Source organism: Pseudoalteromonas porphyrae, from assembly GCF_001298125.1.
GTDB classification, from domain to species: domain Bacteria; phylum Pseudomonadota; class Gammaproteobacteria; order Enterobacterales; family Alteromonadaceae; genus Pseudoalteromonas; species Pseudoalteromonas neustonica.
Window position 1 is genome coordinate 69,565 of the sequence record NZ_LHPH01000012.1, and the last position, 17,402, is coordinate 86,966.

General features: G+C 40.3%; 14 protein-coding genes. 10 read left to right on the forward strand and 4 right to left on the reverse strand.

What is annotated here, in order from left to right; genetic code table 11:
• Positions 1 to 162 precede the first annotated feature (162 nt).
• The 3 genes from rapA (at position 163) to ADS77_RS11710 (ending at position 5,002) form a co-directional block, all read left to right on the forward strand.
• A complete protein-coding gene (gene rapA, locus ADS77_RS11700) occupies positions 163 to 3,057 on the forward strand; it encodes an RNA polymerase-associated protein RapA (protein WP_054203114.1) in 2,895 nt (964 codons plus the stop codon).
• Between the two features lie 224 nt (positions 3,058 to 3,281).
• Entirely contained in the window at positions 3,282 to 3,935 is a 654-nt protein-coding gene (gene rluA, locus ADS77_RS11705; protein WP_054203113.1) for a bifunctional tRNA pseudouridine(32) synthase/23S rRNA pseudouridine(746) synthase RluA, read from the forward strand.
• Positions 3,936 to 4,021: 86 nt separating this feature from the next.
• Positions 4,022 to 5,002: a DUF3530 family protein gene (locus ADS77_RS11710; RefSeq protein ID WP_054454565.1), complete on the forward strand. Its 981-nt coding sequence runs from the start codon at positions 4,022 to 4,024 to the stop codon at positions 5,000 to 5,002.
• On the opposite strand, the gene djlA is transcribed toward ADS77_RS11710, so the two are convergent.
• The 3 genes from djlA to ADS77_RS11725 are packed head-to-tail and all read right to left on the reverse strand — an operon-like array spanning position 4,985 to position 7,529.
• The gene (gene djlA, locus ADS77_RS11715; RefSeq protein WP_054203111.1) at positions 4,985 to 5,857 is read right to left on the reverse strand and encodes a co-chaperone DjlA; all 873 of its coding nucleotides are present in this window, start codon (positions 5,855 to 5,857) and stop codon (positions 4,985 to 4,987) included. The genes ADS77_RS11710 and djlA overlap by 18 nt on opposite strands.
• Complete coding sequence (gene murU, locus ADS77_RS11720) at positions 5,847 to 6,518, reverse strand: N-acetylmuramate alpha-1-phosphate uridylyltransferase MurU (RefSeq protein WP_054203110.1); 672 nt, start codon at positions 6,516 to 6,518, stop codon at positions 5,847 to 5,849. Before murU ends, djlA begins: the two co-directional genes overlap by 11 nt.
• A gap of 3 nt (positions 6,519 to 6,521) precedes the next feature.
• Positions 6,522 to 7,529, reverse strand: a complete 1,008-nt coding sequence (locus ADS77_RS11725; RefSeq protein WP_054454567.1) for an aminoglycoside phosphotransferase family protein — start codon at positions 7,527 to 7,529, stop codon at positions 6,522 to 6,524.
• Between the two features lie 103 nt (positions 7,530 to 7,632).
• On the opposite strand from ADS77_RS11725, the gene lptD reads away from it, so the two are divergent.
• The 7 genes from lptD to ADS77_RS11760 all read left to right on the forward strand — a co-directional run bounded on the left by lptD (position 7,633) and on the right by ADS77_RS11760 (position 16,337).
• Entirely contained in the window at positions 7,633 to 9,879 is a 2,247-nt protein-coding gene (gene lptD / locus ADS77_RS11730; protein WP_054454569.1) for an LPS assembly protein LptD, read from the forward strand.
• 25 nt (positions 9,880 to 9,904) lie between these two features.
• Complete coding sequence (surA, locus tag ADS77_RS11735; RefSeq protein ID WP_054203107.1) at positions 9,905 to 11,200, forward strand: peptidylprolyl isomerase SurA; 1,296 nt, start codon at positions 9,905 to 9,907, stop codon at positions 11,198 to 11,200.
• Positions 11,201 to 12,193, forward strand: a complete 993-nt coding sequence (gene pdxA, locus ADS77_RS11740; RefSeq protein WP_054454571.1) for a 4-hydroxythreonine-4-phosphate dehydrogenase PdxA — start codon at positions 11,201 to 11,203, stop codon at positions 12,191 to 12,193.
• A complete protein-coding gene (gene rsmA, locus ADS77_RS11745; RefSeq protein WP_054203105.1) occupies positions 12,190 to 12,996 on the forward strand; it encodes a 16S rRNA (adenine(1518)-N(6)/adenine(1519)-N(6))-dimethyltransferase RsmA in 807 nt (268 codons plus the stop codon). The genes pdxA and rsmA overlap by 4 nt, the downstream gene beginning before the upstream one ends.
• A complete protein-coding gene (apaG, locus tag ADS77_RS11750; protein WP_054203104.1) occupies positions 12,980 to 13,369 on the forward strand; it encodes a Co2+/Mg2+ efflux protein ApaG in 390 nt (129 codons plus the stop codon). The genes rsmA and apaG overlap by 17 nt, the downstream gene beginning before the upstream one ends.
• 5 nt (positions 13,370 to 13,374) lie before the next feature.
• Entirely contained in the window at positions 13,375 to 14,199 is an 825-nt protein-coding gene (locus tag ADS77_RS11755) for a symmetrical bis(5'-nucleosyl)-tetraphosphatase (RefSeq protein WP_054454572.1), read from the forward strand.
• 122 nt (positions 14,200 to 14,321) lie between these two features.
• Positions 14,322 to 16,337 carry a methyl-accepting chemotaxis protein gene (locus tag ADS77_RS11760; protein ID WP_054203102.1) on the forward strand — a complete coding sequence of 672 codons (2,016 nt, stop codon included), beginning with the start codon at positions 14,322 to 14,324 and terminating at the stop codon, positions 16,335 to 16,337.
• 623 nt (positions 16,338 to 16,960) lie between these two features.
• On the opposite strand, the gene ADS77_RS11765 is transcribed toward ADS77_RS11760, so the two are convergent.
• The gene (locus ADS77_RS11765) at positions 16,961 to 17,338 is read right to left on the reverse strand and encodes a DUF3718 domain-containing protein (RefSeq protein ID WP_054203101.1); all 378 of its coding nucleotides are present in this window, start codon (positions 17,336 to 17,338) and stop codon (positions 16,961 to 16,963) included.
• Positions 17,339 to 17,402: the final 64 nt, after the last annotated feature.

The window sequence follows — 17,402 nt, forward strand, 5'->3', positions numbered from 1 at the left end:
TATGACAAAGCTTTTTTAGTTTGAAATTAGTCAATTAAACATGTGCGTTAATAGGAATAATGCGCAGTTACTAAATTAATTAAAAGTGAGCTAGTTAGCGCCTTGCAGTGGTGTTAGGTTACAGGTAACATAGCCGCCTTTTTCTTCATAGACGAGACATACATGAATTTTTCCTTAGGTCAGCGTTGGATCAGTGATACAGAGTCAGATTTAGGATTAGGCACAGTCGTTGCCCTTGAAGGCCGACAGGTCAGCATTTTATTCCCAGCCAGTGGCGAAAACCGTGTTTATTCAATGCAAGAAGCACCGGTTACTCGCGTGGCATTTAATCCTGGTGATGTGATCAAAAGCGTTGAAGAATGGGAACTTGAAGTCGAGTCAATTGAACCTATCGGTGATCTACTTTGTTATCATGGCACTCGTGTCGATAACGGTGAAAAAGCACAATTAAAAGAAACTTTTTTAGATCACTTTATAAAATTTAATAAACCACAAGACCGCCTATTTGCCGGCCAAGTTGACCGTTTTGATCGTTACACATTGCGCTACCAAACCTGGCAACATCAATTTGAACGCCAACAATCCCCCATTAAAGGACTGATTGGCCAAAGAGCAAGCTTAATACCGCATCAGCTTTACATTGCTCAAGAAGTAGGCAAACGATTTGCACCACGCGTATTATTGTCTGACGAAGTGGGCCTTGGTAAAACTATTGAAGCAGGTATGATTTTACATCAACAAATCATCAGTGGCCGTGCCAGCCGTGTATTAATCATAGTACCTGAAAATTTACAGCATCAATGGTTAGTCGAAATGTTGCGCCGCTTTAACTTACACTTCTCTATTTTTGATGAAGAACGTTGCGACGAAGCATTTGCTGATTCACCCAATGTATTTGATACCGAACAATTAGTGCTTACCAGCCTTGAATTTATAACCAAGAAAAAACGCTGGTTTGAACAAGCAACCATGGCAGATTGGGATTTACTTATTGTTGATGAAGCGCATCATTTAAGTATTGCCAATGGCAAGCAAAGTACTGAATATCAACGTATCGCTGAATTAAGCCAAGACATTCCTGGGTTAATATTATTAACCGCAACTCCTGATCAATTAGGTCACCGTAGCCATTTTGCGCGTTTACAGTTACTCGACCCTGATCGTTTTTATGATTACGATGCCTTTGTAGAAGAAGAAAGTAATTACAAGCACATTGCAGAGGCAGCCAATCAATTACTTCAAGACAAAGCGCTTGATGATAGCGCCAAAGCCACATTAATTGAGCTGTTAAAAGAAACCGATATCACAGGTATCCTTGAACAAGCACAAAGTGGTGATGAAGCGGCTCGTAAAGAAATTTTAGCCATGCTATTAGATCGCCACGGCACAGGCCGTATCTTATTTAGAAATAGTCGCAGTGGCATTGATGGTTACCCTAGTCGTAAGCTCCATGCTTACCCTATGGAAATACCAAAACAATATAAAACAGCAATGTCCGTACTTGGCAATATGAGCGGCATTCAAAATGCTCAGTTAAGTGCACAACGCGCACTCTTTCCTGAAAAAATATTTCAAGAGTTTGAAGGCGAAAGCGCAAGCTGGGGGATGTTTGATCCTCGCGTAGATTGGCTGATCAACACCCTTAAAACTCTCAAACACGAAAAAGTATTACTGATTTGTGCTAAAGCAGAAACGGCGATTAGCTTAGAGCAAATATTGCGTGAACGTGAAGCGATTAAAGCCTCAGTATTCCATGAAGGTATGTCGATTATTGAACGCGACCGCGCTGCTGCATTTTTTGCTGACGAGTACGACAACGCACAAATATTGTTATGCTCTGAAATTGGCTCTGAAGGTCGTAACTTCCAATTTTCACATCATTTAGTCTTATTTGATTTACCGCTAAACCCTGATTTATTAGAACAACGCATTGGCCGTTTAGACCGTATTGGTCAAACGCAAGACGTCAATATCCATGTGCCGTATTTTGAAAACACTGCACAAGAAGTGCTACTGCGCTGGTATAACGAAGGCCTAGATGCCTTTGAGACCACGTCAACCACAGGCCAAATGCTCTATAAAGAATTTAGTGAAGATCTGCTTGAATTTATTTCAGCGCACAACTGCGATGAAGATGAACTTGATCCATTACTTGAGCAAGTTGCCAACCAAAATGCTAAATTGCGTAAGCAAATGGAAAGCGGCCGTGACCGTTTACTTGAGCTACATTCATCAGGTCAAGGTGCCGCTGATTCATTAGTAGCTGATATTGAAAAGCTTGATAACCAGTTTGAATTGCCAAGTTATATGATCAATGTATTTGATACCTTTGGCGTCAGCCAAGAAGATAAAGGTGAAAATACCATAATCCTAAAGCCAACAGAACACATGCTAAACCCATCGTTCCCAAGCTTAAAAGATGACGGTATAACCGTAACATTCGACCGTGATACCGCGTTATCACAAGAAGATGTTCACTTTATCAGTTGGGATCACCCTATGGTGCAAGGCACCTTAGACATGATTTGTGATGATGACTTTGGTACCGCCTCTGTTGCGCTTCTTAAAAACAAAAAGTTACCACCGGGAACTTTCTTTGTTGAGCTAATTTTCTTAGGCGAAGCGATGGCACCAAAAGCTCTACAAGTAGGTCGTTTTTTACCACCAACACCGATTCGTATTTTGCTTGATAAAGCGAGTAATAATTTAGGTGAAAATGTTGGGTTTGATGGATTTAATCAGCAGCTCTCTGCTGTTGGCCGTCAAACAGCAAGTAAATTAGCCGGAGCATTACAAAGCGCAATTCATCCAATGATCAAAACCGCGCAAGCAATGGCGCAAACAAAACTTGAAGTGATCCGTGCCGCTGCCCTTGAGAAAATGCAACATTCACTCGCTGAAGAGCAAGCTCGCTTAGCGGCGCTGAAACAAATTAACCCAAACATTCGTGAAGAAGAGCTGACTTTTTACGACAAGCAACGCACTGAGCTAACCACGCATATTGAAAAAGCGCAGTTAAAACTTGATGCTATTCGCTTAATCGTGGTTTCTCACTGATCATAGCTTTAGCTCGAAGTTATAAGTTATAAGCTATAAGCTATAAGCTATAAGCTATAAGCTTTAGAAAAGCGCGGTGTATTAATTTATACCACGCTTTTTTAACCTTCAAACAAATATTGTAGCCAACATAAACGCTTACTTGAAAAGGAATCAAGCCTAGTGATTGTGAAATAAGGATGACTACACTAAAATGCAACGCTTGTGAATCGCTGAGGTCTATCGTGTTACTTAATTACAACCCCCCGCTCGATCCGTATTTAACCATTGTTTATCAGGATGATGATTTACTGATTGTAAATAAGCCCAGTGAGCTATTAACAGTACCCGGCAAAGATCCTAAACACGCAGACTGTTTAATTGCCCGTGTTAATCGTGTATTCCCCACCGCTAAAATTGTTCATCGTTTGGATATGGCAACCTCTGGGATTATTTGTTTAGCGATGAATAAAGCCGCTCATCGCCATGTAAGTATGCAATTTCAAGAACGTCAAACAGCTAAGCGCTATATTGCTCGTGTGTACGGCAAGCTTAAACCTGAAACTGGATCTGTAGATTTACCCCTTATTTGTGACTGGCCTAACCGCCCAAAACAAATGGTTGATCATGATAATGGTAAGCCTTCCTTGACGCATTACAACGTACTGGAATATGAAGCACACGCAACGCGCGTAGAGTTAACGCCAATTACAGGTCGCTCTCATCAATTACGCGTCCATATGCTATCGTTGGGTCACCCTATTTTAGGTGATAGGTTGTACGCTCACCCTGATGCGTTAAGTGCAGCACCACGCTTGCAGTTACATGCGCAAATGTTGCAACTCACCCACCCTATCACTGAACAAACTATGATCTTTGAAGCTGAACCTGATTTTTAATTGCATCGTTTGATTGATAGAAATTACGCTAAACTTTTTACAATTAAAGCCGATAACCATATATTGATTCATTGCACGTGGTTACTATGATTATTGGCAAAAAATTAAAAAACCATCAATTAATCAGCTTTGTCGGCTGTTTAATGTTGGCAGCGCCCCTCCTTGCGGCTGATTTCATTGCGCCAACACCATGGTCAACTATTGCTAGCAGTGATTTAGCACGCTTAATGCCTGATGATGAAGTAAAACCCCTACTCGCTGGCGAAACAGAGTTTACAACGTTATACCGTCAACATATGAGTGCTCAACAACGTGGTGTGGTTTTAATTATTCCTGATTGGCAGCATTTACCAACGAATAATGACGGTGTTAATTTTTTGCGTACTGAGCTAAATGATTTAGGCTACGCAACTATTGCAATGACAGTCCCTGATATAGATTGGTACGCCAACGATAGCACCGTCAACGATAGCACCGTCAACGATAGCGCCATCAACGAAACAGAAACCACAACACCCGATCCCCAAGAAAATACCGAAGCACCAACTAATACTCCTACAAATGATGCGCTAGAACAAGCCTCTGCACCAATGGCTTCACCCAAGCATGTAGATGCAATTCCTATGATCAGCAACGCGATTATTGATAACTATAAGCTTAACCTTATTTCGCGATTTAACGCCTTGTATGAAAGTGCTTTAAATGAAGATGGGAAAATAGTCGTAGTGGCTCAAGGTGCCAGTGCTGGGGTTTTATTAGAGCATTATGCAAGCTTTCCAAGCACAAATATTGATGCATTTATTAGCCTTAGTAGCTATTTACCAAACACGGAGCGAAATAAAAAGCTCAATGCAACAATATCAACGATTAGCCCACCACTGTTGGATGTTTATTACAGCGTTGATAATTCCAACTTGTTGTTAAGCATTGCCCAAAGAAAGCGTTGGGTAAAACGTCATAGTAAATATGATTACCGCCAACGTGAGTTATTTGGTTTACGCTCAGCGCCGGAGCAACATGAGCGATTAACCAAAGAGGTGGACGGTTTTTTACGCCGCCTTTTTTAAGTACTCATAAGCCGATTGAATATCTTGGCTTTTTTTCACAGCCAGTTCCATCATATGCTTAGGTAAGCCTTGAGATACTAATTTATCAGGGTGATGTTGCGCCATTAATTTACGATACGCTACTTTTACATCACGCTCACTCGCTTCATTATTTAAACCCAACAACGCCAAGGCTTGAGTGCGGCTCATGCCATTATTGGGTGGAACATGATGACCTGAGCCTTCTCGATAGCTACTGCTTTGACCTTGCTGACGATTTTGCTGTTGTTGATAGCGCTGTTGCTGCTGGCGGAATGAAAACTCAGCCTGATACCGCTTAAGTACAAACGCAAAATGTGTTTTTGAAATACCCAAATGCTTGCTGACTTCTTGTAACAGCTCTTTTTCTTGAGCGGCAAGCACACCGTCAGAAAATGCCATTTGGATTTGAATTTCTAAAAAAAGCTGCAGTAAATCATGACGACGAGCAAAGCGCTCTTTAAAATCATAAACCGTTTCTTTTAATGAAAAGTCAGCTTCTTTACCTGCTTTAAATGCACCTTGTGCTTCTTTACGGTCATCGCCCTTTAAACCCATCTCATCCATAAATAGACTGGCAGCACGAATATGAGTTTCACTGACTCGTCCATTTGATTTCGCTATATGCCCCATAACAGCAAAACAGCTTGAAAAGAACAATGCTTGGCGTTGATTTATATCATCATCACCTTTAAATAAGTTTGAAAAGCCACCCGCTTTATCAAAATTTTTCTTGAGGCTTTTATCAAACATATGCCCTAAATATAGGCCTATAAACAATCCAACAATACGCCCAAACATAAAACCAAAACAGGCACCTAAAATTTTACCCCACATGAGGTGCTCCTCTTACATGTTCATTTAATTGCGCTAACCGTTGCGGGGTACCGACATCATTCCACATACCAATGTACAACTGTGTCGATACATCACATTCGTTCAAACGCATGCGTAACAATGGCCCTAAAGGCAATACGCCGCCTTGTAAACCATCAAAAAAATGACGCTGAAACCGACTAATACCCGAAAAAGTATACTTTTGACTTTCAGGGCCCAAGTGACGCAAAGTAAAATCCCCATCAGGGTTATGCGCAGGGTTTTCAACAAGTACGATATGCCCTTCACCAATATCTAAATGTAATTGCGCTAATGAGCTTATATCGTAATCGGTAAATATATCCCCGTTAATAACGATAAAGTCATCACCAAGTAAAGGTAATGCATGGATGATCCCGCCGGCAGTTTCAAGCCCCCCTTCAGGCTCGTGGCTGTAAATAATTTTTACATCAAATGCGCTACCGTCACCAAAGTAATCACTAATTTTATCACCTTGCCATGCAAGATTAATTACAATTTCTGTAATTCCCGCGCTTTTCAGACGCTCGATATGGTGTTCTATAAGCGGCATACCTGCGACCTGTAACATCGGCTTGGGCAATTTCGCTGTCAGTGGCATCATTCTTTGACCACGCCCCGCGGCTAAAATCATCGCTTTCATTTATTAATTACCTAATTTTTCTTTTATCGCGACACGCGTAGCAGGAATGATGGTATTGGCAATCCATAACCCTAATGGTTGCAGCGCTTTATGTTCTTGTGCCACATCCGCAATATAGCGTAATGTCGGTAGTACATTTTCCATATAGCCCAGCTTGCCATCACGTAAATTTAAACGACAAAAGATACCTGCGGCTTTTAAATGCCGTTGAATACCGGTCAAATCAAACCACTGCTTAAATTGTGCAAAACTTACGTTAGCACTGATCAGACCTTGCTCCTTAAACTCTTTATAGGCGTGCTCAAGTAAATATTCGAGCTCATCATGGGGCAGTTTAAAATAGCAATCGCGCAATAATGAAACAAGGTCATAACACACAGGGCCTTGAACCGCGTCTTGGTAATCAATAATCGCCCATTGCTGGTTACTCCGCATAATGTTACGACTATGAAAATCTCGATGTACTGTAACACTTGGCTGGGCAAGTACATTTTCAATAAGCAATTCCGCGCTGCGTTTCCACAGGGCATCAATTGCGGGTGTCACTGTCAGCCCTAAAAATCCTTCCACTAGCCACTGTAAGAAAATACCGAGTTCAAGCTCTAAAAATTCACGGTCAAAATCTTTCATGTATGCTACAGGCGGCATTTTAGCCCATTGTGCACTGAGTTTTATGAGGTGCTTATAGTGGCTGGTCCGTTCTTTGTCCTCTAGCATATCAGCGAGGTGTATATTGCCTAGATCACTTAATAAGAAGAATCCTTGTTTTTCATCGGCATGTAATATTTTTGGTAGTTTGAAGCCATGCTCGGAAAAAACTTTATTAAGTTCAATATAGGGGGTGTTATCGAGTTTAGTTGGATCAGAGTCCATAACAATGTAACTATCTTGACCGCGATTTAAACGGAAATAACGGCGAAAACTCGCATCCCCCGTGATCGCAGCTAACTGGTATTCTTCATCACTAAAGTGGGGATTTAAAAACTGCTGTAAACTTTTATAACGGTTCATTTTACAAGATATCTATTTTTCACTAAGTCAATTACTGTATTTGCCATTGTTTTCCTTTATTATGTGAGGTCTATATTCAACGACACCATATTAAGGTTAATAAATGAGCAAAACCTGGGGCATAATGATGCTAAGTGTGATCAGCGCACCATCGCTTGCCGAAACTGAACTGGCACACAATCTTTGTGGCAATTCAATGCAAACCAGAGCTTGGCAACCGCTTGCTGGCCTTGACTTTGGCATGGTCGATATCAAATCAGATGATATTGAATTGCTTGGTACTCAAAGCGCAGAATTTACCGGTAACGTTGATATTAACACCCTTACTATGAGTTTGTCCGCACAAAGTGCACTTATTGATAAACAGCGCGGGCTCCTTAATGCTACAGGCCCAATTACTTATCGCGATCCAATTAGTGAAGTAAAAAGCTCAGGTTTAAATGCTGATTTAAATAACTCTCAAATTAGTTTATTGGGTGCTGATTACAAGCTTACTGACCAACAAGGCCATGGCGGTGCTGAAAAACTCACTGTTAACAAGTCTGGCTTAAACCTGCTGAACGCAAGCTTTACTACCTGCCCAGGCGAAACGCCATTGTGGGCAATTCAAGCTGAGGAAATTGCTCTTTCTCGTGAAGAAGGCTGGGGAGAAACACATGACATGGTATTGCGTATTATGGATACCCCTGTGTTGTACTTGCCCTATTTTACCTTCCCTATTGATGAGCGCAGAAAGTCAGGGTTATTAACACCAAACATTTCGAGTTCTGATCGTTATGGTGTTGAAACAGTCACGCCATACTACTGGAATATTGCCCCAAACTACGATGCCACCATCACACCTCGCTATATGTCTAATAAAGGCTTACAACTGCAGGCTGAATTTAGATATTTAAGCGAAACAAGCCAAGGATTACTTGGTCTAGAGTATTTAAATAAAGATGAATCTGAACCTGAACTAAACGATCGCTTCCTATTTCACTGGCAACAACAAAGCTATTTCGGTGAAAATTGGCGCGCAAATATCGACATTACAAATGTCAGCGATGATAACTACTTAACTGATTTAAATTCAGGCTATGCTGCAAGTACCGACACACAACTATATCGCACCGGTTCTTTATCTTATTTAGGAGAACTGTGGCGAACAGATATTCAAGTACAAAACTTTGAAGTGCTTGGTGATCACGTAGAATCTTACGCAGCACTGCCGCAAATTACGTTTACACAAACAACACCATTTCAATTTAAAGCCGTTGATTTAACCTTAAATGGTGAATTAAGCCACTTTACTAACGACACTGAGGTAATTGAAAAGGCTACTCGCTTACACATTGAACCTAAAGCCAGCTTTGGTTACCAAGAACATGCATGGTCATTTTTGTCTGAACTTAGCCTTCTACATACTAACTATAGGCAAGAAGGTGACTTAAACGGTACTGACTACGCTAAGTCAGTCTCTCGTACGCTTCCTAAAGTTCGTTTACACAGCCAATTAAATTTTGAACGTGACACAACAACGTTTACTGATAACGGCATTCAAACCTTAGAACCACAAATACAATATTTATACACACCAAATAAAGATCAATCAGATATTGGCTTATACGATACAACTAAGCTACAAGATGACTTTTTTGGTCTGTTTCGCGATAGCCGCTTTTCAAGCGTTGACCGTATTGCTGCAGCGAACCAATTTACACTCGGTGCAACAACCCGGTTATTTAATAATAAAAGCGAGGAATTGTTTAATTTCAGTGCAGGACAAATCTTCTACCTGAGCGATTCAGCTAAGCCAACATCGCAAGGGTTAAACTCCGATACAAACTATAATGCCTTGTTTGCCGCGCAAACCATGTTACATTGGCACCGTCGTTGGTATTTATCCGGTGGCATACAATATGACACTGATGGCAAGCAGATTATCCAATCAAATGTTACTTTAGACTATAAAGGTGACGATAATCAGCTGATACAATTGAACCATCGCTATGCAAACGATGTCTCAGGCAATACAATCGAGCAAGTTGGCTTGTTTACTAGCATACCGCTAAGTGATCAATGGCAGTTTGTAAGTAGCTACCACCGTGATTTAGAAAGCGGTCGTAGTATTGAGGCATTCAGTGGATTGCAGTATGAATCCTGCTGTTGGGCCTTTCAAATTACCGGTCGTCGTCAAATCGAAACTGATTTAAATCAGGCGATAGGCCTAGAACAAGCCACCTTTGACTCAAGCATTGGTTTTAACATTGTCTTGAAAGGATTAGGTAGTAAAAGCCGTTATGATGCACAAAAATTATTACAACAAGGTATTTTTGGCTATCGTAGACCGTATTTTCTTAATAACTAGTATTAGCAAGAGTATTAGAAAAAGTATGAATTTAAATAAATTATTAGCATCAGCATTATTAGGCTTAAGCCTATCTCACAGCGTTTTCGCAGCCCCTGTTGAAATCGATAAAGTTGTCGGTATTGTCAATCAAGGCGTTATTTTAAAAAGCGAAGTTGACACCATCGTTAACCGCGTAAAACTGCAAGCAAAAGAACAAAAACAAGAGCTTCCTTCTGACGAAACTTTACGTATCCAAGCGATGGAGCGTTTAGTTAACCAAGCACTTATGATGCAGCTTGCTGGGCGTATGGGTTTAGAGATTTCAGATAGTCAACTTGATCAAACATTGGTTGGTATGGCAAAAGAGCAAGGCGGGTCGATTGCAGATTTACGCCGAACTATCGAGGCATCAGGTGAAAGCTTTCAAGTGTATCGTGAAGAAATTCGTAAAGAAATCACAACGCAACAAGTTATGCGCGCCAATGTTGATCGCCGTATTTATATAAGCCCACAGGAAGTGGACAACTTATTAAAAATAATGGAAAGCCAAGGTCAAAATACTGAAGAGTATGATATTGGTCATATTCTTGTTGATATTCCAAACAACGCTACAGCAGATGAAATAGCCAGTGCAAAAACTCGTGCAGATAAAGTCATTGAGTTTTTACAAGAGGGTAAAGAATTTAAGCGTATTGCTATTTCATCTTCAAGCGGCTCTAAAGCACTTGAAGGTGGCCAGCTTGGATGGATGAGCATCAATGAAATGCCATCGCTATTTGCTGAAGCAGTTAAAGGCGCGAAGAAAGAAGCCATTGTTGGCCCACTTCGCTCAGGCGCAGGTTTCCATATTATTAAAGTTCAAGATATTCGTGGTCGTCAAGTAGTGGAAACCACCGAAGTACGCTCTCGCCATATTTTGATCAACCCATCTATAATTTTAAGTGAAGAAAAAGCCCGTAACATGCTTAATGGTTTTGCCAAAGACTTACGTGCTGGTAAAGCAGACTTTGGCGAACTTGCGAAAGAATATTCAGAAGATCCAGGCTCTGCGCTAAAAGGCGGCGAGTATGATTGGACAGATCCAACAACGTATGTACCTGCATTTAGAGATACACTTTTATCATTGGATAAAAATGAAATTAGTGACCCTTTTAGAACAAAATTTGGTTGGCACATTATACAGTTGCTAGATACGCGAGTGGCTGATAAAACTGAGCTAGCTAAACGTAATCGTGCTCATGGCATGCTGTTTAATCGTAAATTTAAAGAAGAAAGTTTTAACTGGCAGCAAGAAATGCGTGAACAAGCCCATGTTGAAATCTTTCCATTGGATCAGTAAATGACCCTACGTATAGCAATAACTCCCGGTGAACCTGCCGGGATTGGCCCTGATTTACTTTTAAAGCTAATCCAGCATGACTGGCCGGCTCAATTAATCGCAATTGCTGACGCTAAATTATTACAGCAGCGTGCAGAACAGTTAGGTTTAAATATCAACTTAATTCCATTTGATGAATCAGCAGCGCCTGCGATTGCACCTGCTGGCAGTATTTATATTCATCAAGTCGATTTAGGGGCTGATGTTGAGCTTGGTGTTTTAAATGATGCAAATGGCCAATATGTGTTAGATACCCTGCGTATTGCTTCTGAAAAAAATATGGATGGTACATTTGATGCTGTCGTTACAGGTCCTGTTCATAAAGGGATCATTAACCAAGCAGGTATTTCATTCAGTGGTCACACAGAGTATTTCGCTCAACAATCAAATACTGCCGATGTAGTCATGATGCTTGCAACCGAGGGACTACGTGTTGCGCTGGTAACCACACATATTCCGCTTGCTTATGTATCACGCGCAATTACTGCCGAGCGTTTGACAAAAGTTGCGGGGATACTAAACCATGACTTACAAACTAAGTTTGGTATTGAAAAACCACGAATTTTAGTGTGTGGGCTCAACCCGCATGCAGGTGAAGATGGCCATTTAGGCCGTGAAGAAATCGACACGATAACCCCAACAATTGAACAGTTAAATACCGATGGTATGAACCTAATTGGCCCATTACCTGCTGATACATTATTTCAGGATAAATACCTATCACAAGCGGATGCGGTACTGGCAATGTATCACGATCAAGGCTTACCTGTGCTAAAATACAAAGGGTTTGGCAAATCAGTGAATATAACTCTTGGTTTGCCGTTTATACGCACTTCAGTAGATCACGGTACGGCACTCGATTTAGCCGGTACAGGTGATGCTGAGGTTGGCAGTTTTGAATTAGCGATCCGCGAAGCAATTAAGCTCGCCCATGAAAAAGCACAAAATCAATGACAGATAAAGTACATTTAGGACACCGCGCCCGTAAACGTTTTGGGCAAAACTTTTTATTTGATGAAATGATCATCGATAAAATCGTCACCGCGATTGATCCTAAACCTGAAGATAATTTAGTTGAAATCGGTCCTGGTCTTGGTGCAATCACTGAGCCTGTAAGCGAGTTAAGTGGTCACTTAACCGTTGTTGAGCTAGATAAAGACTTGGCTTTACGCCTAACCGAACATCCATTTTTAGGTCCAAAGCTCACCGTACACCAAGGTGATGCGATGAAGTTTGATTTTTCTACTCTCATTAATGATGAGCGAAAATTAAAAGTTTTTGGTAATTTGCCATACAACATTTCAACACCTTTATTGTTTCACTTATTTGAATTTGCTGACAACATTGAGCACATGCACTTCATGCTTCAAAAAGAAGTTGTAAAGCGTATGGTTGCAGGTCCAGGTAGTAAAACATTTGGCCGTTTAAGTGTCATGACGCAATATTATTGCCACGCAATGCCAGTGGTAGAAGTACCACCTGAGTGCTTTAAACCTGCACCAAAAGTAGATTCTGCGGTTATTCGGTTAATTCCAAAAAAACCAGAACAACGTACAGCTAAAAGTACTAAAATTCTTAACACAGTGTGTTTAGAAGCTTTTAATCAACGCCGTAAAACGCTGCGTAATAGCCTAGCTAATTTACTCACGGCTGATGAATTAACAAGTATTGGTATTGATATTAAGCTGCGTGCAGAATGTCTTTCGTTACAACAATTTATTGATATAGCTAATTGGATTTATGACAACAAGCAGTAATTTGGGCTCACCCATCAAGGTTTCAGTAGAGACATTTTATGTTGAAGGGCAATCACAGCCAGAACAAGATAAATATGTATTCGCGTACTCTGTAACAATTAAAAACCATAGTTTATGCAGTGCTAAATTGGTAAGTCGATATTGGTTAATTACCGATGCCAATGGCAAAGAAATCGAAGTGCAAGGAGAAGGTGTCGTTGGTGAAAAGCCAACAATTGGTCCTGGTGAAAGCTATAAGTACACAAGCGGCGCAGTACTAGACACCCCTGTTGGCACCATGCAAGGATACTATACCTTGAAGAATGAATTTGGCACTGAATTTGACGCGCCAATTAATGTTTTTCGTTTAGCACAGCCAAATATTTTACATTAACAACTATGGCTAACTATGCAATTGGTGATCTACAAGGCTGCTTTAATGAATTTCACGCCTTACTGCAACAGGTTGACTTTAACCCTAGCAAAGATCACCTTTACTTAGTTGGCGATATTGTTGCTCGTGGACCTGACTCACTCGCTTGTTTAGATTATCTATATACATACCAAGATAGTATTACCGTTACGTTAGGTAATCACGATCTACACCTCATTGCTAACTACTTTTTAAATAAAGCGGCCAACCCTAAAGATAAGTTAGGCCCCTTACTGCGCAGTGAAAAATTCCCAGCTTACATAAAGATGTTACAACAGCAACCCCTTGCATTATGGCTTGAAGAACAGCAAGTATTTATAAGCCATGCTGGTCTTAACCCCGCATGGACGATTAAAGAAGCTCTCAAACATGCCCAATTTGCCACAGACTGCTATCAAAGTACTCACGCTCATGATTTCTTCAATCATATGTACTTGGCTCACCCTAGTACCTGGAGCAAACAACTTACTAAATTTGAAAAATTTCGCTATATCGTTAATTACTTTACTCGAATGCGCTTTCTAACCCCCGATGAACAACTAGATCTTAGTTATAAAGGTGCTATTACTGACTCTAATGCAATGATCCCTTGGTTCAATCACCCTCGATTTAAAACATTGAAAAAAGATATTGTCTTTGGGCATTGGGCTGCACTTGAAGGGAAAACATCGCACTCACATATACATGCTTTAGACACTGGCTGTGTTTGGGGAGGAAAAATGACCCTCTTAGAGCTAAGTAATAAGCAACGCTTTAGTGTTAATTCTACTAATTTTGTCTCATTTAACTGAAAAATTATTCATCTTCTGTTAAATTTATAGTAATCAATGTTAAAAGTAATTAGATTTAATTACTTAACTTATTTGCAATAAAGCCGATAAGCAATTGTCGCTACTCTTTTATGGAAATTCATATGAACTTAACTGTTAGTCAACGTATATGGGGTGGATTTATTTGTATCACCTTATTGCTTCTATTAATTGGGGTGAATTCACTGCTAAGAATAGCCAATATCAATAATTCAGCACAGCAAGTAAATCAACTATCGCTTCCAGCATTACAAAAAAGCTCTGATTTACAAGTTGAATTTATATTAATGAGCAAAGCAGCTCAAGGTAGTTTTTATACATCATCTGCTGCAGAGTTAGCTCCAATTAAAAAAGCAGTTTTTGCTCAAAAACAACGCTTTGATAAATATTATTTACAATTACAAGATGTTGTAAGAAACAACCCAGAGCTGAATCAAAGTAGCCTCGATGTAGAACAAACATACAAGGGGTTTATCAAATCGGTTGAAGATTTGTTAAAAGACAAAAGCAGCCAACTAGAATTAAACAAAAAACTTCACGCTCAATTAGAAAATATTGAACTGGCAGCAGAAGATGCTAACTCTGTGGTATTAGATATTATTGACATAGATGGGTTAGAAGAAAAAGATGCTCGTGCTTTTCAAGCCGCAAATATGTTAGAAAATAATTTCTTGTCATTAGTTACTACAAGTACGGATATGCTAACAGTAAAAACACAAAATACGTTAGATATCGTCAAAAACGAACAAGTCTATTATTTAGAAGAAATTGAACGCAGCTTAAAACTTTTAAAACCTGCGGTAGAAGCAGATAACCCTGATTTATTTAACGATCTAAATACCTATTTTGTTTCGTTGAATGACAACGTTATGGGCAGAAATAGCATTTCAATTAACAAGAAAAAGCTAATTGATGTGATCGCAATGACCCAAGCTGAGCTTGCACAAGCTGAGGTTGCCACTTCCACAGCATTAAAGCAGCTTAACAAATTGGTTAATCAAGCAAGTAATCTCGCTTTTGAGTTGCAAAAAGATGTAAGCACCGACGTTAAATCTGCTAACCTTTGGACTTGGATTGGTATGATCAGTGCAACACTGATAGCAATTATAGTTGCCTACATTACCGTTAGCCGCATTACTAAACCTTTAGCTGAAGTAAACCGCATCCTTGACATTGTTGCCAGTGGCGATATGACACAACGCTTAGATGATACTGCCAAAGATGAATTTGGCGAGTTATCTCGTAGCTGTAATACATTAATTGAAAGCTTAAGAAACTTGATCCAAGGTATTATTTCTCGTTCGACACAGCTTGCTGCTGCATCTGAAGAAACATCGGCGATTACAGGTGAATCTAGTCAAGCTATTCGTAACCAACAAGCACAAGTTGAACAAGCTGCTACTGCGACTACCGAAATGAGCAGCACCTCGCAAACCGTTAGCAACAGTGCACAACAAGCATTAAAAGAAATTAAAAATGCAGACAAAGAAGCTGACCGTGTTAAGGGTATTTCAAGCCATAATAAAGCGACCATTGAGCAACTAGCGCGTGAAGTTGACGCTGCTTCACAAGTGATCAATAAGCTTCACCAAGATAGTGCTTCTATTGGCAGTATCCTTGATGTTATCCGTGGTATTGCTGACCAAACAAACTTACTCGCGCTTAATGCCGCAATTGAAGCAGCTCGCGCTGGAGAACAAGGCCGAGGCTTTGCTGTTGTTGCTGATGAAGTTCGCTCGCTCGCAAGTAAGACACAAGAGTCAACGCAAGAGATTCAAGCAATGATCGAATCACTACAAAGCGGTGCTGAAGCTGCGGTTGCTGCCATGTCAAAAGGCAAACAGCAAGCTGAATCATGCGTTGAGCAATCTGACTTAGCAAACACAGCCTTAGATTCAATCACAGCAGCCGTAGCACAAGCACACGATGTAAGTGAAGAGATTTCAACCGCAGCACAAGAGCAGCAACAAGTATCTCAAGAGATCAGCGAACGCCTAGAGTCAATAGTCGCAATCGCTGAACAAACTGCTGAGGGAGCTAACCAGACCAATATATCAAGCTCGGAAGTAGCTAAACTTGCCGAAGAATTACGCTTATCGGTAGATGCATTTAAAGTATAATATAAAGAGTAAAAAAGATAAAAAGCCGCGCTTGAAATCACAAGCGCGGCTTTTTTAATCTAAGTTCAAGAGTAAAGTTATTCGATTAAGAATCACACCAACCACATTAGATTTTCACCTAAATTTGGTATGAATGAAGCTCAACCCAATCCTAAATATCTTTTTACTTAACGCTAGGGCGTGTTGACCTTTCGTGATTGATTTTACAGCAGTATGTTTGGTATTTAGGCAAGGCAGCACCTATGGTGTGTGGTTGTTCCCCATAAATAGGCGATAACGCAGCATCAATGTCAAACAGGCGTTGCCCTTTGGGTTCTGCCTCGGGGTGATTTACTCTTTGTTTGTTGCTTGGTTTTTACTCAGCCCACTCGATTCCAAACCTAGCGGAGAGATTAAACCTCCCCGCGTTTGAGCAAATTTCAATCCACAAAGGTCAACACGCCCTAGGCAAAAATTTTTATATCTAGTTGTTCTAAATGAAAATTTTTAACGACGTTATAGCGTGATTTAATTCGTTAAATTGTTCAAATATTTATGCAGATTGGTATAAGGTAACGCCATATTCGAATCGCCATAAAAAAACCGCGGCAGCCGCGGTTTTTTTTTAATAATTAAATCAGCGGTTATAAACCCGCACGATCTTTAATTACTGCAATTAGTGCAGAGCCGCCATGGCCGTTTGCCTCAGCCCATGCTATGTCTGCACCGTCTGATAATGAACTTTTAGATAGGTTTTTCACAACATACTCACCTGCATCTGCCGCATTGCTGGCAATCGCATGACGAAGAAGGTTATTACCATTACATTGTACAGCATCGTAAATATTACGAATCTTTACACGCGAGCTCTTAAGCTTACTACGCAAGCGGTTTTTATCATCCGCAGCAATGTATTCGCAGATTGAAACTGCTAATTGATCATCTGCTTTAGCTGGTGCACTGAAAACCATAGAACCAGAAACTACTGTTGCAGCAATAAGTAACGTCGATAATTTAATCATTTTGTACCCTTGTGTAATACTTTTAACCTACCCTAATTGTCTAATATTGTACCAACGTATAAGA